The organism is Jeongeupia chitinilytica (assembly GCF_014652315.1).
Lineage (GTDB): Bacteria > Pseudomonadota > Gammaproteobacteria > Burkholderiales > Chitinibacteraceae > Jeongeupia > Jeongeupia chitinilytica.
The window spans coordinates 415,563-439,417 of the sequence record NZ_BMYO01000001.1 but is presented as its reverse complement, the minus strand read 5'-3'; the positions used below and the strand labels follow the sequence as shown (position 1 = coordinate 439,417).

At 65.9% G+C, this 23,855-nt stretch carries 21 protein-coding genes; 12 read left to right on the top strand and 9 right to left on the bottom strand.

Annotation, left to right across the window (positions count from 1 at the left end):
* Window positions 1–38: 38 nt before the first annotated feature.
* Window positions 39–824 (bottom strand): type 1 glutamine amidotransferase, encoded by a 786-nt coding sequence (locus IE097_RS02090; protein WP_189458477.1) that lies wholly within the window; start codon window positions 822–824, stop codon window positions 39–41.
* A gap of 196 nt (window positions 825–1,020) precedes the next feature.
* Here IE097_RS02090 and IE097_RS02085 point away from each other — a divergent pair, with 196 nt between their 5' ends.
* From IE097_RS02085 to IE097_RS02065, 5 genes are read left to right on the top strand one after another with little or no spacing between them, the layout of a single operon-like run.
* Window positions 1,021–2,157, top strand: a complete 1,137-nt coding sequence (locus IE097_RS02085) for a serine hydrolase domain-containing protein (protein WP_189458476.1) — start codon at window positions 1,021–1,023, stop codon at window positions 2,155–2,157.
* Window positions 2,154–2,972 (top strand): ABC transporter permease, encoded by an 819-nt coding sequence (locus tag IE097_RS02080; RefSeq protein ID WP_229797371.1) that lies wholly within the window; start codon window positions 2,154–2,156, stop codon window positions 2,970–2,972. Before IE097_RS02085 ends, IE097_RS02080 begins: the two co-directional genes overlap by 4 nt.
* Window positions 2,969–3,775, top strand: a complete 807-nt coding sequence (locus tag IE097_RS02075) for an ABC transporter permease (RefSeq protein ID WP_189458475.1) — start codon at window positions 2,969–2,971, stop codon at window positions 3,773–3,775. Before IE097_RS02080 ends, IE097_RS02075 begins: the two co-directional genes overlap by 4 nt.
* 1 nt (window position 3,776) lies before the next feature.
* Entirely contained in the window at window positions 3,777–4,778 is a 1,002-nt protein-coding gene (locus IE097_RS02070; RefSeq protein WP_229797370.1) for an ABC transporter ATP-binding protein, read from the top strand.
* On the top strand, window positions 4,775–6,184 hold the full coding sequence (locus IE097_RS02065; protein WP_189458474.1) for an erythromycin esterase family protein: 1,410 nt from the start codon (window positions 4,775–4,777) through the stop codon (window positions 6,182–6,184). Before IE097_RS02070 ends, IE097_RS02065 begins: the two co-directional genes overlap by 4 nt.
* A gap of 67 nt (window positions 6,185–6,251) precedes the next feature.
* Here the strand turns inward: IE097_RS02065 and IE097_RS02060 are convergent, their stop codons facing one another.
* Together IE097_RS02060 and pfkB are read right to left on the bottom strand one after the other, a co-directional pair.
* Window positions 6,252–8,015 carry a fructose-specific PTS transporter subunit EIIC gene (locus IE097_RS02060; RefSeq protein ID WP_189458473.1) on the bottom strand — a complete coding sequence of 588 codons (1,764 nt, stop codon included), beginning with the start codon at window positions 8,013–8,015 and terminating at the stop codon, window positions 6,252–6,254.
* Between the two features lie 3 nt (window positions 8,016–8,018).
* Window positions 8,019–10,136, bottom strand: a complete 2,118-nt coding sequence (gene pfkB / locus IE097_RS02055; protein ID WP_189458472.1) for a 1-phosphofructokinase — start codon at window positions 10,134–10,136, stop codon at window positions 8,019–8,021.
* A 286-nt stretch (window positions 10,137–10,422) separates the two neighbouring features.
* On the opposite strand from pfkB, the gene IE097_RS02050 reads away from it, so the two are divergent.
* Together IE097_RS02050 and IE097_RS02045 are read left to right on the top strand one after the other, a co-directional pair.
* Window positions 10,423–11,409, top strand: coding sequence for a LacI family DNA-binding transcriptional regulator (locus IE097_RS02050; protein ID WP_189458471.1), 987 nt, complete (start codon window positions 10,423–10,425; stop codon window positions 11,407–11,409).
* Window positions 11,410–11,420: 11 nt separating this feature from the next.
* Window positions 11,421–12,680 (top strand): 6-phosphofructokinase, encoded by a 1,260-nt coding sequence (locus tag IE097_RS02045; protein WP_189458470.1) that lies wholly within the window; start codon window positions 11,421–11,423, stop codon window positions 12,678–12,680.
* Between the two features lie 62 nt (window positions 12,681–12,742).
* Here the strand turns inward: IE097_RS02045 and IE097_RS02040 are convergent, their stop codons facing one another.
* The gene (locus IE097_RS02040) at window positions 12,743–13,120 is read right to left on the bottom strand and encodes a hypothetical protein (RefSeq protein WP_189458469.1); all 378 of its coding nucleotides are present in this window, start codon (window positions 13,118–13,120) and stop codon (window positions 12,743–12,745) included.
* A 174-nt stretch (window positions 13,121–13,294) separates the two neighbouring features.
* On the opposite strand from IE097_RS02040, the gene IE097_RS02035 reads away from it, so the two are divergent.
* Window positions 13,295–13,483, top strand: a complete 189-nt coding sequence (locus IE097_RS02035; protein ID WP_189458468.1) for a hypothetical protein — start codon at window positions 13,295–13,297, stop codon at window positions 13,481–13,483.
* Between the two features lie 35 nt (window positions 13,484–13,518).
* Here IE097_RS02035 and IE097_RS02030 read toward each other — a convergent pair whose 3' ends face one another.
* From IE097_RS02030 to IE097_RS19515, 4 genes are all read right to left on the bottom strand, one after another.
* Complete coding sequence (locus IE097_RS02030; protein WP_189458467.1) at window positions 13,519–13,872, bottom strand: YkgJ family cysteine cluster protein; 354 nt, start codon at window positions 13,870–13,872, stop codon at window positions 13,519–13,521.
* Window positions 13,873–13,963: 91 nt separating this feature from the next.
* Window positions 13,964–14,623, bottom strand: coding sequence for a DNA oxidative demethylase AlkB (gene alkB, locus IE097_RS02025; RefSeq protein WP_189458466.1), 660 nt, complete (start codon window positions 14,621–14,623; stop codon window positions 13,964–13,966).
* Window positions 14,624–14,645: 22 nt separating this feature from the next.
* Window positions 14,646–15,359: a 2OG-Fe(II) oxygenase gene (locus tag IE097_RS02020; RefSeq protein WP_189458465.1), complete on the bottom strand. Its 714-nt coding sequence runs from the start codon at window positions 15,357–15,359 to the stop codon at window positions 14,646–14,648.
* Window positions 15,356–16,111, bottom strand: a complete 756-nt coding sequence (locus IE097_RS19515; protein WP_189458464.1) for a methylated-DNA--[protein]-cysteine S-methyltransferase — start codon at window positions 16,109–16,111, stop codon at window positions 15,356–15,358. The genes IE097_RS02020 and IE097_RS19515 overlap by 4 nt, the downstream gene beginning before the upstream one ends.
* 232 nt (window positions 16,112–16,343) lie before the next feature.
* Between IE097_RS19515 and IE097_RS02010 the strand changes: the two genes are divergently transcribed.
* Complete coding sequence (locus tag IE097_RS02010; protein ID WP_189458463.1) at window positions 16,344–17,645, top strand: SUMF1/EgtB/PvdO family nonheme iron enzyme; 1,302 nt, start codon at window positions 16,344–16,346, stop codon at window positions 17,643–17,645.
* A 48-nt stretch (window positions 17,646–17,693) separates the two neighbouring features.
* On the opposite strand, the gene leuA is transcribed toward IE097_RS02010, so the two are convergent.
* A complete protein-coding gene (gene leuA, locus IE097_RS02005) occupies window positions 17,694–19,388 on the bottom strand; it encodes a 2-isopropylmalate synthase (RefSeq protein WP_229797369.1) in 1,695 nt (564 codons plus the stop codon).
* Window positions 19,389–19,788: 400 nt separating this feature from the next.
* Here leuA and kdpF point away from each other — a divergent pair, with 400 nt between their 5' ends.
* The 3 genes from kdpF to kdpB are packed head-to-tail and all read left to right on the top strand — an operon-like array spanning window position 19,789 to window position 23,852.
* Complete coding sequence (gene kdpF, locus IE097_RS02000) at window positions 19,789–19,887, top strand: K(+)-transporting ATPase subunit F (RefSeq protein WP_189458461.1); 99 nt, start codon at window positions 19,789–19,791, stop codon at window positions 19,885–19,887.
* Window position 19,888: 1 nt separating this feature from the next.
* Window positions 19,889–21,670 (top strand): potassium-transporting ATPase subunit KdpA, encoded by a 1,782-nt coding sequence (gene kdpA, locus IE097_RS01995; protein WP_189458460.1) that lies wholly within the window; start codon window positions 19,889–19,891, stop codon window positions 21,668–21,670.
* A 52-nt stretch (window positions 21,671–21,722) separates the two neighbouring features.
* The gene (gene kdpB, locus IE097_RS01990; RefSeq protein ID WP_189458459.1) at window positions 21,723–23,852 is read left to right on the top strand and encodes a potassium-transporting ATPase subunit KdpB; all 2,130 of its coding nucleotides are present in this window, start codon (window positions 21,723–21,725) and stop codon (window positions 23,850–23,852) included.
* The last annotated feature ends 3 nt before the right edge of the window (window positions 23,853–23,855 follow it).

Here is a 23,855-nt window from a genome sequence, read left to right as displayed (position 1 = left end):
ACGGTTGGGGTCTGGAGTCATTTTATGCCTGCGGGCACTCAGGCACGCATCAGCCGTTCGCCCCAGCTTTCGCCGCCGCGTGGCCGGGTGTGCGGGCGCACCGGGACGACGATGCGGTGCCAGCCGGGCAGGCGCGCGGCCCAGCGGCCGTAGACGCGGTCGGCGAGCCGGTGCAGCGCGGTCACGCGCGCGTCGAGGTTGGCAAGGATGTCGGCCTCGGACTGCACCGACACCGAGAGGTTGCGGCGGATTTCGTCGCCGTCGTTGCGGCACCACAGCCTGACGCTGTCGGCCGTGACCTCGAGATGCGACTGCAGACCCAGATGCGCGCCGATCGCGAATCCCTTGTTCATGCAGTAGCTGCCGAACAGCACGCGCTTGGCACCGCGGGGGATTTCGAAGGTATCGAAATGCCAGTGGAACAGCTCGAGTTCACGCCTTGCGCCAAACCACTCGGCCGCTTCGTCAAACCGGGTCACCAGCACCCGGCCCCAGCCGATGTGCGGCACGCTGTTGCGCCGCACGCGCGCACCCAGCGTCCTGGCCAGCAACTGACCACCGAAGCAATGGCCGAGCACCGGCCGTTCGAGCCGCAGCGCATCGCGCAGCAGCGCTTCCTCGCGGCGCATCCAGAAGAGGCCGTCGTTGACGCTGGCCGGCGAGCCGAGAATCACCACGCCGCTGTACTCGCCCGCCCGGGTCGGCGGCATTTCACCGGCATCGACGGCAAACAGCCGCCAGGGAATCGCATGCGCATCGAAGAAGTCGATCAGGTGGCCGGGGCCTTGCGCCGCGTCGTGACGGCAGATGGCTACAGGCTGCATGGCGTCGCTCGTGGTGATGAACACGCCACCACTTTAAGGAGGCATGCGTCAAAAGCGCGCAAAGAAGTCAGCTGCGGATGTAAAAAACCCGTAAAGAAAGCAAGCCTGGCAACGCCAGAATCACCTTTCAACCCCCATTGAATGGAATATCAATGTAAGCTCTTTGCACTATAAAACGTCAGCAAGGAGATGGATGATGTCCGTTCAGCAAGAGTCCCCCATTCACCTCGCCCCGGTCCAGATCAGCCCCCGCGAAGCCGGATTCGACCCGGTCAAGCTCGACGACCTCGACCGCCACTTCCAGCGCCTGATCGCCAACGGCAAGCTTCAGGGTGCGTCCTACCTGCTGGCGCGGCGCGGCAAGGTGTTCGCGCACAGGTCGATGGGCCAGCTGCGCGAAGACCCGGTGGCCGGGGCATTCAAGCCCGATTCGCTCCGTTGTGTTTACTCGATCACCAAGCTGGTTGCGGCAATTGCGGCGATGCAACTGGTCGAACAGGGCAAGCTCTGCCTGGAAACCTTCGCCTGTGCGCTGATCGACGAAATGCAGAACCCGAAGCACAACCAGATCCAGCTCTGGCATTTGCTGACCCACTGCTCGGGGCTGCCGGCCGATCCGGGCTTCTACAACGAACCGTATCCGCACGAATGGCTGTCGAGCCGGGTCAAGGACAACTGGATTACCGCGGCGCTGACCGGCCCGACCGAGTACGAACCGGGCACCAGGAGCAGTTACAGCTCGGTCGGATATGCCATCCTCGGCGAGATCATCGCCCGCGTTTCCGGGCAGACGTTCGAAGCCTACGTCGAGGAACACATCCTCAAGCCCTTGGGCATGAAGGACTCCTGTTTCATCGTGCCCGAGTCGCGGTTCGACGAGGTCTGTCTCAACAACGCCTGGCAATACGAAAGGCTGCTGCTGCGCACCCCGCCGCACGGGATTCCGCAGGCAGCGGGCGGGATGTACTCGACGCTGGCCGACCTGTACCGGCTCGGCCAGATGATGCTGAACAAGGGTGCGTTCGACGGCGTGCGCATCCTCAGCCGCAAGTCGGTCGAGACAATGACACGCAACTGGCTGCCGCCGAACACCGAATCGTACTACTGGGGCAACAAGCTTAAGGCGTTCGAGCACGGGCTGGGCGTACAGACCTACAGCAACTTCGGTCTGGTGAGCCCCGGCACCTATGCGCACGAAGGCGCGTGGCACAGTGCACTGTTCATCGATCCGCAGGAAGAGCTGGTGGTCGTCTACATGGTGCCGAACAACCCGGGCTGGAGTCAGGAAGCGGTCATCGCGCCGCGCGGCATCATCTGGTCCGGGCTGCTTTGAACCGGCTGCTTGCCGCCTGGCGCAGCACCTGCGCCATTGCCTACGCGACCTATCAGGAATGGGCGGCGTACCGCTCGCACATGCTGATTTCGCTGTTCATCGGCCCGACCTATTTCCTCGTCCAGGTGGTGATCTGGCAGGCGCTGCTCGCCGACGGCGGCACCATCGGCGGCTACGATCGCACCGCGCTGATGAGCTATTACGGCGCGGTGCTGATCGTCAGTACGCTGGTGTTCGACTTTGCCGACTGGAACCTGCAGATGCTGATCCGCAGCGGCAAGTTCCTGACCGTGCTGCTGCGGCCGATGTCGCACCGCGGCTTCGCGCTGTCGCAAAAACTCGGCCACCGCTGTCTCGGCCTCTGGATGGAGGCGTTGCCGATCTGGCTGATCCTCTGGCTGGTGTTCTCGATCAGGCTGGTGCCGGCCAGCACCGGCTGGTTCGTGCTGTCGCTGGCACTCGGTTTCCTCATCATGTTCCTCGTCAATTACTGCGTCGGCACGCTGGCGTTCTGGCTCACGCGCACGGCCGGCGCCCGCCGGCTGATCGGTTTCCTGCGCGATGTGTGCGCGGGCGTGTTCCTGCCACTGGCACTGTTTCCGCACGAGCTGCAGCAACTGCTGTTCTTCCTGCCCTTCCAGTTCATCACCTACGTGCCGGTCCAGGTGCTGCTCGGCCACTACGAGCTGGCCGGCATCCGCCTGGGCATTCCCGAGATCGTCGGCTGTCAGGCGCTGATGGCCCTGCTGATGTGGGGACTGTCCGAATTGCTGTGGCGGCTGGGCATCCGTCGTTTCAGTGCGGCCGGCGCATGATCGCCCGCCTGCGCGACGGCCTCGCCGTCTACTTCTGCCTGCTGCGTGGCGCGCTTGCCGCGCGGATGACCGACCGGGCCGACCTCGGCATCAGCATGATCATCATGCTGCTCGCCGATCTGGTCGTGCCGCTGACCACCCTGCTCGTCTACCAGCATGGCGCCGGCTTCACCGGCTGGCAGCGCGACGAGGCACTGCTGCTGCAGGCGACGTTCCTGATCGCCAAGGGCATTGCCTTTCCGTTCTGCTTCGGCATGATCTGGACCACGACCGAGCTGGTGCGCGAAGGTACGTTCGAGCTGCTGTTGCTCAAGCCCCGCTCGACCTTGCTGCTGCTGCTCGGCCACAGCTTCCAGCCCGAGGACACCGGCAAGCTGCTCGGCGGCATCGCGCTGTTCTGCCTTGCGCTGCCGAACGTCACCATCGGCGCGGACGCCGACAGCAGCGCAGCGCTGCTCGGTTTTGCCGCGCTGCTGCTGCTGGCGGTACTGACGCTGTTCGGCTTTGCCTTGTTGATGACCTGCCTGAGCTTCGTCTGGATCGGCAACAGCCGGCTGCAGGAAATCTTCGACGCCGTGTCGGCATTTGCGCTGTATCCGCACGGCATTTTCACGCGCAGTGCGCTCGGCTGGCTGACCTGGGTCATCCCCGTTTCGGTCCTCGGCTACCTGCCGGCGTCGGTGCTCTTGGGGCGCCCCGATCCGGCGCTGCCGCTGGCTGTCGGCGGTGCGCTGTGCTTCGTTCTGGTCGTCATCGGCCTGTGGCGCATGATGCTGGCGCGTTACGCCAGCGCGGGAGGTTGAAGTGGACAGACAGGCCGGTACCGTTGCGGTCGAACCGATCATCAGCGTGCGCACGCTGCGGAAAACCTACACCACGTTCGAACGCGGATCGACCTTTGCCGAAACGCTGAAGAGCGTGTTCTGGCGCAAGACCCGCGAGGTCGATGCGGTGCGCGGCATTTCGTTCGCGATCGGCGCCGGCGAGATCGTCGGTTTTCTCGGGCCCAACGGCGCCGGCAAATCGACGACGCTGAAAATGCTCACCGGCGTGCTGTATCCGAGCGACGGCGAAGCGACCGTGCTCGGCATGACGCCGTGGCACGACCGCAAGCGTTACGTCGCACACATCGGCGCGGTGTTCGGCCAGAAATCGCAGCTGATGTGGGACATCCCGCCGCTGGATGCCTTCCACATGAACAGGGCGATCTACCGGCTCGACCCGGCGCGCTTCGAGCACACGCTGCAGACGCTGGTGACGCTGCTCGACGTCGGCGATCAGGTCCGCAAGCCGACGCGCCAGCTGTCGCTCGGCGAGCGGATGAAGTGCGAGTTCATCATGGCAATGCTGCACGAGCCCAAGGTGGTGTTCCTCGACGAACCGACCATCGGCCTCGACGTGTTCGCCAAGGAAAGGATCCGCGGTTTCATCCGGGAAATGAACGCGCGCGGCACGACCTTCATCCTGACGACGCACGACCTCGACGACATCGAACAGCTGGCCCGGCGCGTCATCGTCATCAACCACGGCTGTGTCGTCTTCGACGGCGACATGGCGGCGCTGCAGCACGGTGTCGGCCAGACCAAGCGCATCCGGCTGGCGACGGCCCGACCGCCTGGCGAGATCGACCTCCCGGGCGTCACGCTGCTCGAGCGCATCGGCGAGACGCGGGTGTTGCTCGAGCTCGACGTCCGCCGCCAGCCGTTGCCGGCCTTCGTGCGCTGGGCCGACGACGCCTTCGGAATTCACGATCTGGTCATCGAGGACGTGCCGATCGAGGACATCATCAAGACGCTGTACGCGTGAATTTGCCCCCCGTTTCCCTCTTTCGGTTCGGGCTGCGATCAATCTGGAAACACAAAAGCCAAGCAAGGCAAAGCAATTCGGCAGCCAAAAAAAATGCCAAACGGATAATTCAAGCTCCTCCCTTTTCTCAGGATACGGACATGGATTTCCGCAAGACGTTGTATGTCGTGCTTATGGCACTTGGCCTGAATGCAGGTGCCCGGAGCGCTTCGGACATGACACCAGGCCAATGGCTCGAAGCCCACAATACCCAGATCATCAGTAGCAGTCCGAACTATCCGGATTACGCCGATCTGGGCGCCTTCGGCAAGGCGATCGGTGATGCACGCATCGTGCTGATCGGCGAGCAGTCGCACGGCGAAGGCAATGTGTTCGAACTGAAGAACCGCATCGTCCAGTACCTGCACAAGAAAAAAGGCTTCGACGTGCTGCTGATCGAAAGCGGCATGTTCGACGGCACGGCACTGTGGAACTACGCCCAGGCGGGCGGCAAAGTGGCAGAGCTGGCACCGGACCGCATTTTCTACATGTATTCGCGCACCCGAGAAGGCCGTGGCGTGCTCGAATATGTCGACAGCCAGCGTACCGGCAAACGCCCGCTGATCCTCACCAGCTACGACACCCCGCACGCGGGGCTCGAATCGGTCAACAATCTGCTGCCGTCGCTGCAAGCCTTCCTCGCATTGCGTCACTCGCCAGCACTTGCCGACCCTCGATGGAACGCTTTCGTGCGTGCTGCCCAAGCGGTCGTCGCCGACAACTTCAACGGTCCCCCCAGCGATGCGGACAAGCAGGCACTGATCGACCTCACACCGTCCGTCCTCGCCGAACTCGACGACAGCGTCGCCGCCAGCGGCCGGATGTTCGAATCGCCCGGCTTCTGGCGCGCGCAAGTCGCCAGCATTCGCGCGGCAGCCAGCGAACAATGGCAGATCAGCATCGGCAATGTGCCTTACTGGGCTGCGCGTGACCAGCAGGCGGCAGAGAACGTCGCTTGGCTTGCCGAAAAGTTCTACACCGGCAAGAAGCTGATCGTTTGGGCGCATAACTTCCACGCCGGCAAGTTCTGGGGCATGACTTTGGGCGACTTTGTCGTCCAGCATTTCGGGCCGGAACAGATCTACTCGGCGGGATTTGTCGGATACAGCGGCCAAATGCGTGACATGGATAACACGACCGTCCTCGATGTCCCGCCCCCCAAAGCCGGATTGATCGAAGCGGAATGGCGCGTTGCCGGATTGCCGATGGCGTTCATCGACTTCAAACAGCAAAAGAAAAAACCGGACTGGATGTCGTCGATTGCCGCTCGTCCTTTCAACTATCAGGACGTCGACTGGCCGATCTTCAACGCCTTCGACGGCCTGTTCTACATCGACCAGCCTGTCCCGGCCACGCCGGTTCCCTGAGCGTTTCCGGTTACGCCCACACGTCAGAACGGGGCGCCATGGCGCCCCGTTCTTTATGGTGCGGCCGTCATGTCGCAGCGGTCCGGATCGGCTTTTTCAGCACCCACAAAGCCAGCGCGGTAACCACGGTACCCGCCAGCAACGCAACCAGATACATCCCGAGATGGGTGATTGCATTCGGGATCGGCAGCACGAACACGCCACCGTGCGGTACCTTGAGTTCGGCACCGGCCGACAGCGAGATTGCCCCGGCGACGGCCGAGCCGAGCATGCACGACGGAATCACCCGCAGCGGGTCGCGCGCGGCAAACGGGATCGCGCCCTCGGTGATGAACGAGATGCCCAGCACCGCGGCGGCCTTGCCCGCGTCGCGGTCCTCGGCGGTGAAACGGTTCCTGAACAGCCAGCATGCCAGCGCAATCCCCAGCGGCGGGGTCATCCCTGCGACCATCGCCGCGGCCATCGGCGTGTAGATCTGGCTGGCGATCAGCCCGGTGCTGAACGCATACGCGGCCTTGTTGACCGGCCCGCCCATGTCGAACGCCATCATCGCGCCGATGATCGCGCCGAGCGCCAGTGCGCTGCCCGCCTGCATGCCCTTGAGCCACGTTTCCATCGCGTGCAGGACCGCGGCCACCGGCTCGCCGACGACGTACATCATCAGCAGGCCGACAATCAGCGTCGAGAACAGCGGCAGGATCAGTACCGGTTTCAGCCCTTCCAGATTGCGGTGCAGCCTGATGTGGCGATTGAGTAGCAGCGTCGTATAGCCGGCCAGAAAGCCCGAGATGATGCCGCCGAGGAAGCCCGCGCCGATCGCACCCGCCAGCATGCCGCCGACCATCCCCGGCGTGATGCCCGGCCGGTCGGCGATCGAGTAGGCGATGTAGCCCGACAGCACCGGCACCATCAGCGCGAACGCCGATTTGGCGCCGATCTGGAACAGCGTCCACGCCAGCATGCCCTTGTGCGCGTCGTCGAAGGCGTAGATGCCGCCGAGTGCGAACGCCACCGCGATCAGCAGGCCACCGGCAACGACGAAGGGCAGCATGAACGACACGCCGGTCATCAGGTGCTTGTACGGTCCGCTGAAATTGTTGCGCGCCTTCTTGGCCTCGGCCGCTTCGTCGGCCAGCCCCTGCTTTGCCGTCACCGCCCCCTGCACCGTTGCACCGGCGATCGCATCCTCGATCAGCTTCACACCGTTGTTGATCGCGCCCTTGGTGCCGGTTTCGTACACGCGCTTGCCGCCGAAACGGCCCAGATCGACCTGCGCGTCGGCGGCGATGATCACCAGATCGGCATCCCGAATCTGCTGCGCGCTCATCGGGCTTTGCGCACCGACCGAGCCCTGCGTTTCGACATGGATGACATGGCCGAGTTTGGCGGCGGCAGCCTGCAAGCCTTCCGCGGCCATGAAGGTATGCGCGATGCCGGTCGGGCACGAGGTGATCGCGACGATTTTCAACGCCTTGGATGCGGCAACCGCTGCGGCGTCGGGCGTGCCGACGGCTGCCGCGGCCGAAACGATCCGCGCCAGCGCGGTGGCGGCACCGGTGATCGCCTCGTCGAGGCCCAGCCTGTAGATCTGCTTGCCCTGGTACGGCGTCAAATCGACGTCGTCATCGGCGGCAACGATCACGCCGTGGGCACCGCGCAGTGCGTCGCCGCTGAGCGCCTGCTGCACGCCCAGCCGGGTGCGGACTTCGATGTTCAGTGCGAATGCCAGCGTGTCGGCGGCGCGCGACAGCGCCTCGGCGGCCATCAGCGGCCGGGTCAGGCCGTCACGGCTGGCCACCACGGCAACCAGGGAGGGGGACAATGGGGACATGGTTTATTCCTCGGTAGCGTGGACGGGCGCCACGTGACTGGACGGCAGGTCGATGCGGCGGATCTCGACCCGCGCGGCCATTGCGTCGATGTCGGCCTGCGCCGGCAGCGCCGGGCCGACGACGGCGAGCTTGGCGCTGGCGCAGGCCACCGCGCGGCGCAGCGCATCGTCCCCGCAACGGCCTTCGAGTTGTGCAGCGATCAGCCCCGCGACCAGCGCATCACCGGCACCGACGGTGCTGCCGGTGGCCAGTGCCGGCGCCAGGGCCAGCCGGGCCAGATCGGCCTCGACCAGCAGCGCCCCCTCCTCGCCGAGCGACACCACGACCTGCGCAATGCCGCGCTGCTGCAGTTCTTGCGCGGCGGCAACGACGTCGGCGAGCGTCGGCAAGGCACGGCCGGCCCATTGCTCGAGTTCGCGGCGGTTCGGTTTGACGAGGTCCGGCAGCGCAGCCGACGCGGTGCCCGACAGGCTGGCGCGCAGCGCCTCGCCGCTGGTATCGAGCGCCACCTTCACGCCCTGCGCATGCATCAGCGCGGTGATGAAACGGTAGAAGCCGGCCGGCACGCCGATCGGCAGGCTGCCCGACAGCACCACCCACGCCGCGTTGCCGGCCAGCGTGTCGAGTTCGCGCTCGAGCGCCTGCTGCGCGTCGGCGTCGACCGTGAACGACGGCAGGTTCAGGTCGGTCGTCTGCCGGCGCTGTTCGTCGACCAGCTTGATGTTGATCCGCGTTTCGCCGTCGACGCCGACCATGCGGTTGTCGAGGCCGCGGTCGTCGAAAAAGCGCTCGAACACCGCCGCGTTGTCGCGACCGAGCAAGCCGGTCACCGTCACCGCAAGACCGTAATCGGCGAGGCAGGCTGCGACGTTGATGCCCTTGCCGCCGGCATTCCGGCCGGCGTCGGCGGCCAGATTGACCTCACCGGTCCGCAGGGCCGGCAGCGTCACGGTCAGATCGATGGCCGGATTGCACGTGACGGTCACCACCGGCTTCTGCTTCAGCGCCAGCAATACCTGTTCGCCCAGCGCCTGCAGATCGCTCCGCGCATTTGCCGCGACATCCTGCACGGTCTCGCCGACGGCATCGCGCCATGCATCGACGACATGCTGACCGGACAGCAGTCGTGCCGACGCCCGCTGCAGCAGCGGCAGATGGCCAAGGTAAACCTGCCGGCGCGCGAACACTTCCCGCGTCACGGCATCGGTCAGCGGGCTGGCGGCATCACGCGCCAGGTGGCGCTCGACCCGGCGCAAGGCCAGCTCCAGCGCCCTGCCGGCCGCAACCGGATCATCCGGGCCCGGCCCGGTTCGCCTGTTCGCAGGGAGCGCCGCGACCGGCGGCGCGCCGGCGGCCGGCCTGAATCCGGCCGGTGCGTTGGCCTTCTCGGCGTGGCTCAGCTCGGCAATCGTGGCGCACAGCGCGGCGATCGCGTCGCTGGCGTCGTCACCTTCGGCCGACACCGTCAGCCGTGCGCCGTACTCGGCACCGAGCTGCAGCAGCGACACCATGCTCTTGGCGTTGGCGATCTCGTTGCCGTGGCGGATGCGCAGTTGCGCGTTGAAGCGCTTGGCCGTACCGACCCAGCCGCTGGCCGGCCGGGCATGCAGGCCGCTCGGGTAGTCGAGCACGATTTCGGCCTTGACCGAAAAATCCACCCCGCCGCCGGCCGGTGCCGCCGCGGCCGGCGCCTCGTCGGCCAGCGCGGCGACGATCTCGTTCACGTCGCCGGTCACGAACAGTCTCTCCAGCCGTGCTTCGTCGCCCAGCAGCCGGGTCAGCCGGCGCAGCACGGCAATGTGTTCGTCGTTCTGCGCGGCAATGCCGACGATGAAGCGTGCCTTCTCCTCGCCCAGCCACGTCACGCCGGCCGGCACCTGCAGGACGGCAATCCCGGTTTTCTTCACCAGATGGCGGTCTTTCGGGATGCCGTGCGGAATCGCCACGCCGTGGCTCAGATAGGTGTTCGCCTGGTCCTCGCGCGCCAGCATGCTGTCGCCGTAGGCCGGATCGATGAACCCCGCCTCGGCCAGCAGCGCAGCCACGTCGGCGATTGCCGCCTTCTTGTCGGCCGGGCCGGCGTTCAGTCGCACCAGCGCCGGGGTGAGCAGTAAAGCCATGTCGGAGACTCCTGTCGGATGACGCAATAATTTGAAAACGTTTTCAGTAGTCGCGTCAATACGGGTTACACCCCGGACGCACCAAGAGCATCCTTCATCGTGGTGCACCTACGGCTGAAAGCGAGCAAATACGCCAATTTGGCGCGCACCAATGGTGTACACAGCCGACAAAAGGCGTTGTCTCACGCCGGAAACCGACAAGATCCAGCCGTACGGCGCTAGCCAAGCCGGGGTGACGCTGATAGATTTGCAGAAAACGTTTTCAGGTTTTTATCGATCCATGGTCATGAAACCCAGCATCAAGGACGTTGCCGCTGCATCAGGGCTGTCGCTGGCGACGGTGTCGCGGGCGCTGACCGACAACGGCCTCGTCAACGAACAGACCCGGCAGAAAGTGCTGGCCGCCGCCGAGGCGCTCGGCTACCGGCCCAATCTGCAGGCACGACGGCTGCGCTCGAAGCAGTCGCAGACGATCGGGCTGATCGTTGCCGACATCCGCAATCCCTTTTTCACCGCGGTCAGCCGCGCGATCGAGGATGCCGCCTACCGCGAAGGCATCCGCGTACTGCTGTGCAACAGCGACGAGGACCCGGCCAAGGAAGCGATGTATCTGCGGCTGATGCAGGAAGAACAGGTCGGCGGCGTGATCTTCTCGCCGACACTGTCGGCCGGTGCCGCCATCGCCGGCACGACGTTCGACTTCCCGCTGATCACCATCGACCGGGCGCTCGGCGATGCCGACTGCGTCGCACTGAACAATCACGAGGCGCTCGACAAGCTGGTCGACCATCTCGTCGCCAACGGCTACCGCCGCATCGGCGGGCTGTTCGGCAATACCAGCGCCACCGGCCAGGCGCGGCACGATGCTTATGTATCGGCCATGCACCGCCACGGCCTGACGCCCGACGCGCGCCGGCTGGTGCCGACGATGGACGCCGCGCAGCAGCTGGTCGGCGACTGGCTCGATGCCGGTGACGCGCCCGAGGCGCTGATCGCCAGCAACGGCCTGACCCTGCTCGGCGCGATGCGCGCCATCCGCCAGCGCGGACTGCGCATTCCCGACGACATCGCGCTCGCCGGCATCGACAACGAGGCATGGACCGAGCTGGTCGAACCGGCGCTGACCGTGATCGGCCAGCCGACCTACGACATCGGCGACACCGCGATGCGCATGCTGATGAACCGGATCCACGAACCCGCGCTGTCGCGCCGCGTCGTCGCCCTGTCGGGCGAACTGATCGTGCGCGATTCGACCCGACCCCGCACCGCCTGACGGAGATTGCCATGTCCACTTCCACGCGCCCGCGCAACGCGCTGTACGCCCAGTCCGGCGGTGTCACCCCGGTCATCAACGCCTCGGCCTGGGGCGTGATTGATGCCGTGCGCCAGCATCCGGAGCGGATCGGCTCGCTGTTCCTCGCCCGCAACGGCATTCTCGGCGCACTGAACGAGGCATTGATCGACGCGGCAACGCTCACCGATGCACAACTGGCGTCGCTGAAAACCACGCCGGCCGGCGCCTTCGGCTCCTGCCGGCACAAGCTGAAAAAGGACGCCGAATTCGACCGGCTGGTCGCGCTGTTCGAGGCGCACGACATCGGCTACTTCTTCTACAACGGCGGCGGCGACTCGGCCGACACCTGCCTCAAGGTCGCCGAACTGGCGCGCTCGCGCGGGCTCGACCTGACCGCCGTGCACGTGCCGAAAACCATCGACAACGACCTGCCGCTGACCGACTGTTCGCCGGGCTTCGGCTCGGTCGCCAAATACATCGCCACCTCGGTGCGCGAAGCCGGTCTCGACATCGCGTCGATGGCGCCGACATCGACCAAGGTCTTCATCATGGAGGTGATGGGCCGCCACGCCGGCTGGACCGCCGCCGCAGCCGGCCTTGCTGCCGCCAACGCCGATACCCCGCCGCACCTGATCCTGGTGCCGGAGATCGCCTTCGACGAGGCGCGCTTCATCGCTGCGGTATCGCAGACCGTCGAGCGCGTCGGCTATTGCGTGGTCGTCGCGTCGGAAGGCATCCGCGATGGCGAAGGCCGTTTCCTCGCCGAAAGCGGCGCCACCGACGCCTTCGGCCACGCCCAGCTCGGCGGCGTCGCACCGGTGCTCGCCAATCTGGTCAAGGCGAAACTGGGTGCCAAGGTGCACTGGGCCGTGCCCGACTATCTTCAGCGTGCATCGCGCCACATCGCCTCCGCCACCGACCTGGAACAGGCGATCGCCGTCGGCCAGGCTGCCGTCGGCTTCGCGCTCGAAGGCAAAAGGAGCGTGATGGCCGCCATCGTCCGCGATCAGGCCACGCCGTACCGCTGGCACATCGCCGCGGTACCGCTGGCCGACGTCGCCAACAGGGAGAAAACGCTGCCGCGCGATTATCTCGATGCCGAGGGCTACCGGCTGACCGAGGCCGGCCGCGAGTACTTCGCGCCGCTGATCCGCGGCGAGGCCTTCCCGCCCTTCGTCGACGGCATGCCGGCGCTACCGGACTGGCGCTTTGACAACGTGACGAAGCGGCTGGTGCCTTTCAAGGACTGAGGTTCACTTCCCGGAGCATGCCCTGCGGGGCAAGGCCGTTCGAGGCGCTCAGGGCGAAACCCTCATTCGGACTCATGGGCTCGTTTCCTGGGTGGAGGCAGCGCCAAATCTGCGGGCGGCGAAGCCCTACGCCAGCCGGCAATGACGCCGTTCCCGCCGAGGACAACGAAACCGTCGAATTTTCGGTCGGTCATTCTGACCCCCTGCCGGGAATGCGTTGCGACATAGGCCGCAACCTCGGCCTTGGAAAGATACGCGCCCGTCTTCCTGCCCGCTTCGACCAGCACGTCGTCCGCATCGATGTAACGGTCGAGATACTGCGCCAGTACCTCGACATCAATTGAACCAGTCCGGTCGGCGATATTGCGCCAGTCCAAATCGAGCCGGAAATAGTCCGGAAAATTCTGGCGCAGCAGATCATGTACGCGACGTGGATTCATTCCCTCCTCCCGAGACGCGAACGCTTTCTGACGCGACGCATCCTCTTGCCTTCGTTGACCGATCGCGCAATTCGGCCGCAATTTGAACACCGCCAAATGGCTGCCATATCCAGGCAGTCAATGTAGCGGCATGCTACCCTGCGCGGCTGTTTTTACCGTACACCGGAGGTGCCCATGTTTACCTGTCTGAACCAAGCCTGCGAGGCGCAGTGGAAGGTCGAGGACGTTGAAATCAGGAACGAAGGCCAGGGCGAGCTGTTCCGCTGCCCCTTGTGCGGGGCCCGCAACTACGTGATGCGCAGCGAAAAATCCGACGGCAAGGTCGTGTACAAGCAGGTACTGCCCCCGCCCAAGTATCTGTAGCCATCCGTTTCTCCGGTCCGCGGTACCGGCCGGGTTCACACCAGCACGTGCCTGACCCTGGCAAAGAAGTCGTACACCAGCTGCTCGACGGCCGGATCGACCATCGTCTCCGGCCGCCGTCCGCGCGGACAGGCAAGCTTGGGCGTCGTGCCGAACAGCCGGCAGATGATCGGCCGCTCCGCATAGACCTGACAGCCCCTGGGGCCGAGGTGCGGGCAGCTCAGCTCCGTCAGCGCCGCGTCGCGCTCGGCACGGGTCTTGCGCGGCAAGCGCGCCATTTCCTCGCTCGACGTCGTCACCGGCCCGCAGCAGTCGTGGCAACCCGGCTCGCACTCGAAGGACGGTATGCGTTCGCGGAAAAAGCGGATGGTCTGGGCGTGCGGCGTCATCGGTCACTTCGGGCTAAGTTTGCCCGCAATCTACGCCAATCGTGCGGCTTTGCCATCGCATCATTGCCGCCGCCTGCGCGACGCGCACGGCTCAGCGCACTTTGCGGAACGTCAGATTGATCCGCACATCGCCCAGCAGCGGATGCACCCCGGGCTTGATCGGCTGCACACCGTGGTAGCGCAATCGCGACGGCCCGCCCCAGACGACGACATCGCCATGGGCGATCGGAATCCGCGCCTGTCTGTCGCTGCGCTCGAACCCGCCGAACAGGAACACCGCCGGCAGCCCCAAGGACACCGAAACGATCGGGTGGTCGTAGTCGAGTTCGTCCTTGTCCTGATGCAGGCTGAGCCGGGCGCCGATGGCGTAGCGGTTGATCAGGCAGGCTTGGGGCGTGAAACCGTCGAAACCGGCTGCGTGCGCGGCGTCCAGCGCCAGTTGCGCGAACGCCGCCGGCATCGCCGGCCACGGTCGGCCGGTTTGCGGGTCGGTCGCATCGTAGCGGTAGCCGCGCCGGTCGCTGACCCAGCCGAGCGCGCCGGTGTTGCTCATCGCCACCGACATCGTCTGCCCGCCCGGCGTGACCAGATGGCGGAACGGCGCGCTGGCGGTGACCGCTTCAACGCCGGCCAGCAGCGCCGGCACCATGGGCAGCGCGAAGCCGCGCAACACCACGGCACCGGGGGCGAGGTCTTCGCGCCAGTCGGGCGGGGCCTCGTTGAACAGATCAGCAAACAGGTCGGCGGTCATCGCGGGTTGCTCGTCATGCACTTCACTGGGCATCGTGGAAGATGATGCCGACAGTATGCCGCGTCCCGGCGCGCACCCGGCTGACGCCATGACGCATGGCGACGCGGTAGACGCCGCGCGTGCCCTGCACCGGCCGCTGGTTGACGGCGAACACCACCGCATCGCCCTGCCGCAACGGCACGACCTCGGCGCGCGACTGCATCCGCGGCCGCTGCTCGGTCAGCACGAACTCGCCGCCATCGAAATCCCGCCCCGGCTCGGATAGCAGGATCGCCACTTGCAGCGGAAACACGTGTTCGCCGTACAGGTCCTGGTGCAGGCAGTTGTAGTCGCCGGCGCCGTACTGCAACAGCAGCGGTGTCGGCCGCAGCTGGCCGGCGGCATTGCAGCGGGCGATGAAGTCCGCATGGTCGGCCGGATAGCGCACGTCCAACCCCATCGCCGCGTTCCAGCGATTGGCAACCGGCACCAGCAGCGGGTACAGCGCGGTGCGCAGGCGGGCAACGATGTCCGGCAGCGGATGGGCGAAGTATTTGTATTCGCCACGACCGAAGCCGTGCCGTTCCATCACGACCCGGCTGCGAAAGCCCGCATCGCCGGCGTACAGGCCGGCAAGCGCCGCACAATCGGCCGGGGACAGCAGGCCGGGCAGCAGCGCCCAGCCCTGCGCGTCCAGCGCGGTTTCGGTGCCGGTCCAGTCGAGCGCAGCCAGCGGCGCATGCAGTGGCGCGTTCATGCCCTCGCCTCCGCCCCGCGCGCTTCCAGCGCCAGCAACGCCTGCTTGCGTTCCACGCCCCAGCGGTAGCCGGAGATCGTGCCGTCGCTACGCAAGACCCGATGGCACGGCACCACGACGGCCAGCGGGTTGGCGGCGCACGCCCCTGCCACCGCACGGACCGCAGAGGGCGCGCCGAGCGCTTTGGCCAGCTCGGCATAGCTGCGCGTCTCGCCCGCCGGAATCTGCCGCAGCGCCTGCCACACGGCCTGCTGGAACGCGGTGCCGCGCGCGTCGAGCGGCACGGCAATCGCGTGTGCCGGCCGGCTGATCAGCGCCAGCACCTGCGCGAGCAGCGCCACCGTCGTTTCGTCGCCCTGACCGATCCGCGCTTTCGGAAAGCGTGCCTGCAGATCGTCGAGCAGCGATGCAGCTGCATCGCCGATCAGCACCGCACAGATGCCACCGGCACTCTGTGCAACCAGCACCGTGCCGAGGAGCGATTCGCCGCAGGCATGGCGCAGCACTTCCGGCTGTAGGCGCGGCCGGCAGCGTTTGCATGGCCGGAAGCCGGCAGCTTCGGCGGCATCGCAACTGGCGTGAAAGGCGACGTTCTCCGGTTTGGGTCGCGCGCCACACGACGGTCGGCAATACACCCCGGTCGTCGCGACCGAGTAATAGAACGTCGCTTCGCGGTCGCGGGCGAGCACGGCGGCCCAGCGTGGATCGGACTGCGTGGCCAGGGCACGCGCGGCGGTCGGGTTCGGCTTCATGATCGGCTCCCGTAGAGATCATGGCCTCATGCTGCGCCCGCTCGGGCCACGCCGCACTCCGGTTCTTGCGCACGTTTCATTTCCCCGGATCAGCATCGGCTGATGCAGCTGTTGTACCGGCCGCTTCCCGGCACTCCGGCACTTGAGTCCTTGGTCTGCCGCTGGCAATTTGGCAAAACATGACAATGTCATGCAATCAAACAGAAAGACACCAAGGACAGGGGAATTACCAATGAAACACGTCAATCACGCCATCCCGCCCCGCCACCCGGCATCGGCAAAACCACCCGGTACGCGCCTGCACCGGCTGCTGCTCGGCGTGCTGCTCGCCACCGGCATGCACGGCGCGCTTGCGGCAGCCTGGCAGCCGGGTGCCGTCTACCTTCAGGGCGATGTGGTGACGCATCAGGGACAGGAATGGCAGGCCCGCTGGTGGACCCGTGGCGACACACCGGCTGCCGGCGTAGCGCCGTGGCTGGCCGCGCCGGCCGAAGACACGGCCGGTGACTGGCAAGTTGCGCGTGCGTATGCCGCCGGCGAACTGGCCGCACTCGGTGGCGAGCTGTATCAGGCACGCTGGTGGACACGTGGCGACGCACCGGGTGCCGGCAGCCCGGTCTGGCGGGCGCTCGGCACCGGCGTCAACGGCCGGCAGTTCGTCCGCGTGCCCGGCGGCAGCTTCGTGATGGGTGCGACGATCGCCGGCCCGGTCAATTATCCGAACGAGTATCCGGTTCACACGGTGACGCTGTCGCCGTACTGGCTCGGCGCCACCGAAGTCACCTACCGCCAGTTCGACCGCTACACCCGCGCCACCGGTCAGGCGCCGCTCAGCTCGGCCGACATGGGCGGCGTCGACATGGGGCGGGGCGAGAATCCGGCCGTCAACGTCACGTGGTGGGCGGCGATCAGGTACGTGAACTGGCTGAACCAGCGCAAGGGCTGGCCCAGGGCCTACGACGAAACGACCGGCGACCTGCTCGACGCCGCCGGCCAGCCGACGACCGATGTCGCCAGGGTGATCGGTTACCGGCTGCCGACCGAAGCCGAGTGGGAGTACGCGGCGCGCGATCGCGGCCAGGACATCGTCAACGCCTGGGGCAACGGCGCACCGCTGGTCAACGGCAAGCCGGCAGCCAACATCGCCGACAACAGCTTCAAGCAGTATTTCGAAGACCTGTTCGGCGAACCGCTGCCGGCGTGGCTGGTGCCGTGGCCGGTGACCGACGGCTACGCGCGGCAGGCGCCGGTGGGCAGCTTCGTCGCCAACTCGCTGGGGCTGTTCGACATGTCCGGCAGCGCGTGGGAATGGACCGGCGACAGAGAGCGGACCTACACCACGCAGGCGCAGACCAACCCGGTCGGCACCGGCGACGCGCCGGGGCGGGTGATGCGCGGCGCCAGCTGGGACAACGGGCAGGACATGCACATCACCGACCGCTACGCCGGCGACCCGGCCGAGTCGACCTCGGCCACCGGTCTGCGGCTGGCCCGCTCGGTCGTCGCCGGTCAGGCCCATGATCGCGAAGACTGAGGACGCCGACCTTTGTTGAAAACACCCCGCCGCCGGCGGGGTGTTTGCTCAGGCCGTTGCCGCCTCGACCACCCGCGCGCGGTTGACGCCCGACAGCAAGGCCTTGATCGCCGCGGCAACGATGTTGCGATCGGCGCCGACACCGAAGCCGGACGGCGCACCGTTCACGGCCATCTCGATGTAGCACGCCGCCTGCGCGTCGGCGCCGCCCCTGAGCGCATGCTCGTGATAGTCGTGCACGGCCAGCTCGATGCCGGCACCGGCCAGTGCCGCGACGAACGCGGCAATCGGGCCGTTGCCGGTGCCGATGACGATGCGCGATTCGCCCTCGTACGCCAGCTCGACTTCGATCACGGCCCCGCCCGAACCGGCATCGCCACCGGCGCCGCCGGTTTCCTCGAGGCTGTGGCGCACGTAAGTCCACGGTGCGACGCGATCAAGGTATTCGCGGCGGAACAGCGCGTGGATGTCGTCCGGCGTGACCTCGCGGCCGGTCGCATCGGACTCGCGCTGGATCGCGCGGCTGAACTCGATCTGCAGCCGCCGTGGCAGCTCGAAACCGTGCTCCTGCTGCAGGAGGTAAGCCACACCGCCCTTGCCCGACTGGCTGTTGACGCGGATCACCGCGTCATAGCTGCGGCCGACGTCGAGCGGGTCGATCGGCAGATAGGGCACTTCCCAGACCGCATCGGCACGCTGCTGCGCCAGCCCCTTCCTGATCGCATCCTGATGCGAACCGGAGAACGCCGTGAACACCAGATCGCCGGCATACGGATGGCGCGGATGCACCGGCAACTGGGTGCAGTACTCGGCGGTACGGCGGATCGCATCGATGTCTGAGAAATCCAGCCCCGGATGCACGCCCTGGCTGTAGAGGTTGAGTGCCAGCGTCACCAGATCGACGTTGCCGGTGCGCTCGCCGCTGCCGAACAGGCAGCCTTCGACACGGTCGGCGCCGGCCATCACCGCCAGCTCGGCCGCCGCCACCGCGCAGCCGCGATCGTTGTGCGGGTGCACCGACAGGATGATGCTGTCGCGCCGGGCCAGATGCCGGCTCATCCATTCGATCTGGTCGGCGTAGGTGTTCGGCGTGCCCATTTCCACCGTTGCCGGCAGGTTGATGATCATCTTGCGCTGCGGGCTCGGCTGCCAGACGTCGGACACCGCATCGCAGACTTCCCTGGCGAAATCGGTTTCGGAGCCGGAAAACACCTCGGGCGAGTACTGGAACACCCACTCGGTGTCCGGATGCCGGGCCGTGGCCGCCTTGACCATCCGTGTGCCGTTCACCGCCAGCGCCTTCACGCCGGCCCGGTCGGTATTGAACACGATGCGGCGGAAGTTCGGCGCGATCGCGTTGTACAGGTGGACGATGGCGCGGCGTGCGCCGACCAGCGATTCGACCGTCCGCTCGATCAGGTCCTCGCGCGCCTGCGTCAGCACCTCGATCGTCACGTCGTCGGGAATCCGGCCCTCGTCGATCAGCTTGCGGACGAAGTCGAAATCGGTCTGCGACGCCGACGGGAACGCCACCTCGATTTCCTTGAAGCCGATGGCAACCAGCGTCTCGAACATCCGCAGCTTCTTCTCGACACTCATCGGCTCGATCAGCGACTGGTTGCCGTCACGCAGGTCGGTGCTCATCCAGATTGGCGGCGCGGTCAGCACGCGATCGGGCCAGGTGCGGTCCGGCAAGGCAATCGGCGTAAAGGCACGGTACTTGGTGGCGGGCAGGGCAAGCATCATCGACCTCATTGATTGGACATTTTGTAAACAAATCAAATGGATTCATTTGAAAATCTACAAAACGTCCCTGAAATCGTCAACAAGAATTCAGAAACAGTACTTTGTTTTGACCAAGTCACCACAAAATCAGACATAACGTCAAAACAAGAAGTAAAAGACTCAGGCGAACCGTCGTTTACGCAATTTTTACATCCCTGCCCCGCCTTTTACCGGGGTCTTTATGCCGTCCTCCCTAGAGTTCGGGGTGAACAGGTGCCCGCCGGCCTTTGCCGCAACAGACGCCTGACCTACCACCCAGGGAGAAAGCCATGGACCTCGCTTACCTCGCGCTCACCGGCCTGATCGCCGCGCTGATATTTCTGCTGATCCAGCTGTGCCACCTCACGCGGAGGCCGTCATGACAACGATCGCACTGCTGGCCGCCCTTGCAGGCATCGCCGCCATCGGCCTGCTCGGCTACCTCGTCTACGCCCTCTTCAATCCGGAGCGTTTCTGACATGAACACCAATGCAGTGATGCAGCTCGCGCTTTACCTCGCGGTGCTGCTGGTTCTTGCGTGGCCGCTGTCCGGCTACATCACGCGCGTCATGCGCGGCGAACACCTCGGCCCGACCCGGCTGCTCGCACCGGTCGAGCGGCTATTCTATAAACTCGCCGGCGTCGATGCCGGCCGTGAAACCGGCTGGAAGTCGTACGCTGTCGGCCTCGTGCTGTTCAACCTGACCGGCGTCGTCGCCGTTTATGCGCTGCAGCGCCTGCAGGGCGTGCTGCCGCTCAACCCGCAAGGCTTTGGCACGATCAGCCCGGATTCGTCGTTCAACACGGCGATCTCCTTCGTCGCCAACACCAACTGGCAGGGTTACGCCGGCGAATCGACGATGAGCTATCTGACCCAGATGCTCGGCCTGTCGGTGCAGAACTTCCTGTCGGCGGCGACCGGCATTGCCGTGGTGATCGCACTGATCCGCGGCTTTGCACGCAAGAGCCTCGAAACCATCGGCAACGTCTGGGCCGATCTGACCCGGGTGACGCTGTACGTGCTGGTGCCGCTCTCGCTGGTTGTCGCCGTGCTGCTGGTCGGCCAGGGCGTGATCCAGAACTTCAGGCCGTACACCGAAGTACAGACGGTGCAGGCGACGGTCTATCAGACCGCCAGGCTTGATGCGCACGGTGCACCGGTCAACGGCGCCGACGGCAAACCGCTGATGGTCGACACCGCAGCGACGACGCAAACCTTGCCGATGGGCCCGGTCGCCTCGCAGGAAGCGATCAAGATGCTCGGCACCAACGGTGGCGGCTTCTTCAACGCCAACTCGGCGCACCCGTACGAGAACCCGACGCCGCTGTCCAACTTCATCGAGATGCTGGCGATCTTCCTGATCCCGGCGGCGCTGTGCTTCGTCTTCGGCCGCATGGTCGGCGACAAGCGCCAGGGCTGGGCCGTGCTTGCGGCAATGACGGTGCTGTTTGTCGCCGCCTATGGCGTGACGGTCTGGGCCGAACTGGCAGGCAACCCGGCCCTGCAGCACGCCGGTGCCGCCAGCAGCCTCAATATGGAAGGCAAGGAAACGCGCTTCGGCATCGTCGCGTCGAGCCTGTTCGCAACGATCACCACCGCCGCGTCGTGCGGCGCGGTCAACGCGATGCACGACTCGTTCACGCCGCTGGGCGGCATGGTGCCGATGGCGCTGATGCAGCTCGGCGAAGTGGTGTTCGGCGGCGTCGGCTCGGGGCTTTACGGCATGCTGGTGTACGCGATCCTCGCGGTGTTCATCGCCGGGCTGATGGTCGGCCGTACGCCGGAATACCTCGGCAAGAAGATCGAATCGTTCGAGATGAAGATGACCGCCATCGCCATCCTCGCCACACCGATCCTCGTACTCGCCGGCACGGCGATCGCCGTCAGCGTCAGCGCCGGCCAGGCAGGCGTACTCAACCCGCAGGCGCACGGCTTCTCGGAAATCCTCTACGCCTTCTCAAGCGCCGCCAACAACAACGGTTCGGCCTTCGCCGGCCTGTCCGCCAACACGCCGTTCTACAACGTGATGCTCGGTCTGGCGATGTGGTTCGGCCGCTTCGCGATCATCGTCCCGGTACTCGCAATGGCCGGTTCGCTCGCCGGCAAGCAGCGCCTCGCGGTGACCGCCGGCACGCTGCCGACGCACGGCCCGCTGTTCGTCGTGCTGCTGATCGGCGCGGTGCTGCTGGTCGGTGCGCTGAACTTCATTCCGGGGTTGGCGCTGGGACCCATTGTTGAACATTTGCAGATGATTGGCTGATTCGTTCCGGGCCCGACCGGGCCCGGGCGATACCCTTCAGGGGAATAGAGAAATGACCAAAAGATTCGAAACACCGATCCCGGATCACGTTGAAACCGGCACGGACGAACGCTCGGGCAACGACAAGCGCAAGCTGCCGCTGCTTGATCCGGCACTGCTGACGCCGGCCGTGACCGACGCGTTCAAGAAGCTCGCACCGCAGGTGCAATGGCGCAATCCGGTGATGTTCGTCGTCTACGTCGGCAGCATCCTGACCACAGTGCTGTTTGGCCAGGCACTGTTCGGCACCGGCGAAGCACCGGCCGGTTTCATCGGCGCGATTGCGGCGTGGCTGTGGTTCACCGTGCTGTTCGCCAACTTCGCCGAAGCACTGGCCGAGGGCCGCAGCAAGGCGCAGGCCGCGGCGCTGCGCGCGACCAAGAAAAACGTCATCGCCAAGAAGCTGAAGGCCCCCAAGAAAGGTGCCTACGAGCTGATCGACAGCCCCAGCCTGCGCAAGGGCGATTTCATCCTTATCGAGGCTGGCGACACGATCCCGATGGATGGCGAAGTGCTCGACGGCGTCGCCTCGGTCGACGAATCGGCGATCACCGGCGAATCGGCGCCGGTCATCCGCGAATCGGGCGGCGACTTCTCGGCCGTCACCGGCGGCACCCGCGTGCTGTCGGACTGGATCGTCGTGCGCGTGTCGGTCAACCCGGGCGAAGCCTTCCTCGACCGGATGATCGCGATGGTCGAAGGTGCCAAGCGCCAGAAAACGCCGAACGAGATCGCGCTGACCATCCTCCTGGTCGCGCTGACCATCGTCTTCCTCGTCGTCACCGTCACCTTGCTGCCGTTCTCGCAGTACAGCGTCTCGGTCGCCGGCGCCGGTACGCCGATCACGATCACCGCGCTGATCGCGCTGCTGGTCTGCCTGATTCCGACCACGATCGGCGCGCTGCTGTCCTCCATCGGCGTCGCCGGCATGAGCCGGATGATGCAGGCCAACGTGATCGCCACCTCGGGCCGCGCGGTCGAAGCCGCCGGCGACGTCGACGTGCTGCTGCTGGACAAGACCGGCACGATCACGCTCGGCAACCGTCAGGCGTCCGCCTTCATCGCCGCACCGGGCGTCACCGAGCAGCAACTGGCCGATGCCGCGCAGCTTGCGTCGCTGGCCGACGAAACGCCGGAAGGCCGCTCGATCGTCGTACTCGCCAAGCAGCGTTTTGCCCTGCGCGGCCGCGAACTCGCCGCGCACCAGGCCGTGTTCGTGCCGTTTACCGCGCAAACCCGCATGAGCGGTGTTGACTACGACGGCCGGCAGATCCGCAAGGGTGCGCTCGACGCAGTGCGCCAGCACGTCGCCGATGTCGGCGGGCTGTTCCCCGATGCCGTGAGCAAGGCGGCTGACGACGTTGCACGCCGTGGCGCCACGCCGCTGGTCGTCGTCGACGGCACCACCGTGCTCGGCGTGATCGAACTCAAGGACATCGTCAAGGGCGGCATCAAGGAACGCTTCGCCGAACTGCGCGCGATGGGCATCAAGACCGTGATGATCACCGGCGACAACCCGCTGACCGCCGCGGCGATCGCCGCCGAAGCCGGCGTCGACGACTTCCTCGCGCAGGCTCGACCGGAAGACAAGCTCAAGCTGATCCGCGATCACCAGGCCGAGGGCCGCCTCGTCGCGATGACCGGCGACGGCACCAACGACGCCCCGGCGCTGGCACAGGCCGACGTCGCCGTGGCGATGAACACCGGCACGCAGGCCGCGAAAGAGGCCGGCAATATGGTCGACCTCGACAGCAACCCGACCAAGCTGATCGAGATCGTCGAGATCGGCAAGCAGATGCTGATGACGCGCGGTTCGCTGACGACGTTCTCGGTCGCCAACGACATCGCCAAGTATTTCGCGATCATCCCGGCCGCGTTCGCCACCACCTACCCGCAGCTCGGCACGCTCAACGTCATGGGCCTGCACACGCCGGCGTCGGCGATCCTGTCGGCGGTGATCTTCAACGCGATCATCATCGTCTTCCTGATCCCGCTGGCGCTGAAAGGCGTGAAGTACCGCGCGCAATCGGCGGCGCAACTGCTGCGCAACAACATGCTGATCTACGGACTGGGCGGCCTGATCGTGCCTTTCGTCGGCATCAAGCTGATCGACCTGCTGCTGGTTGCCCTGCATCTGGCCTAACGG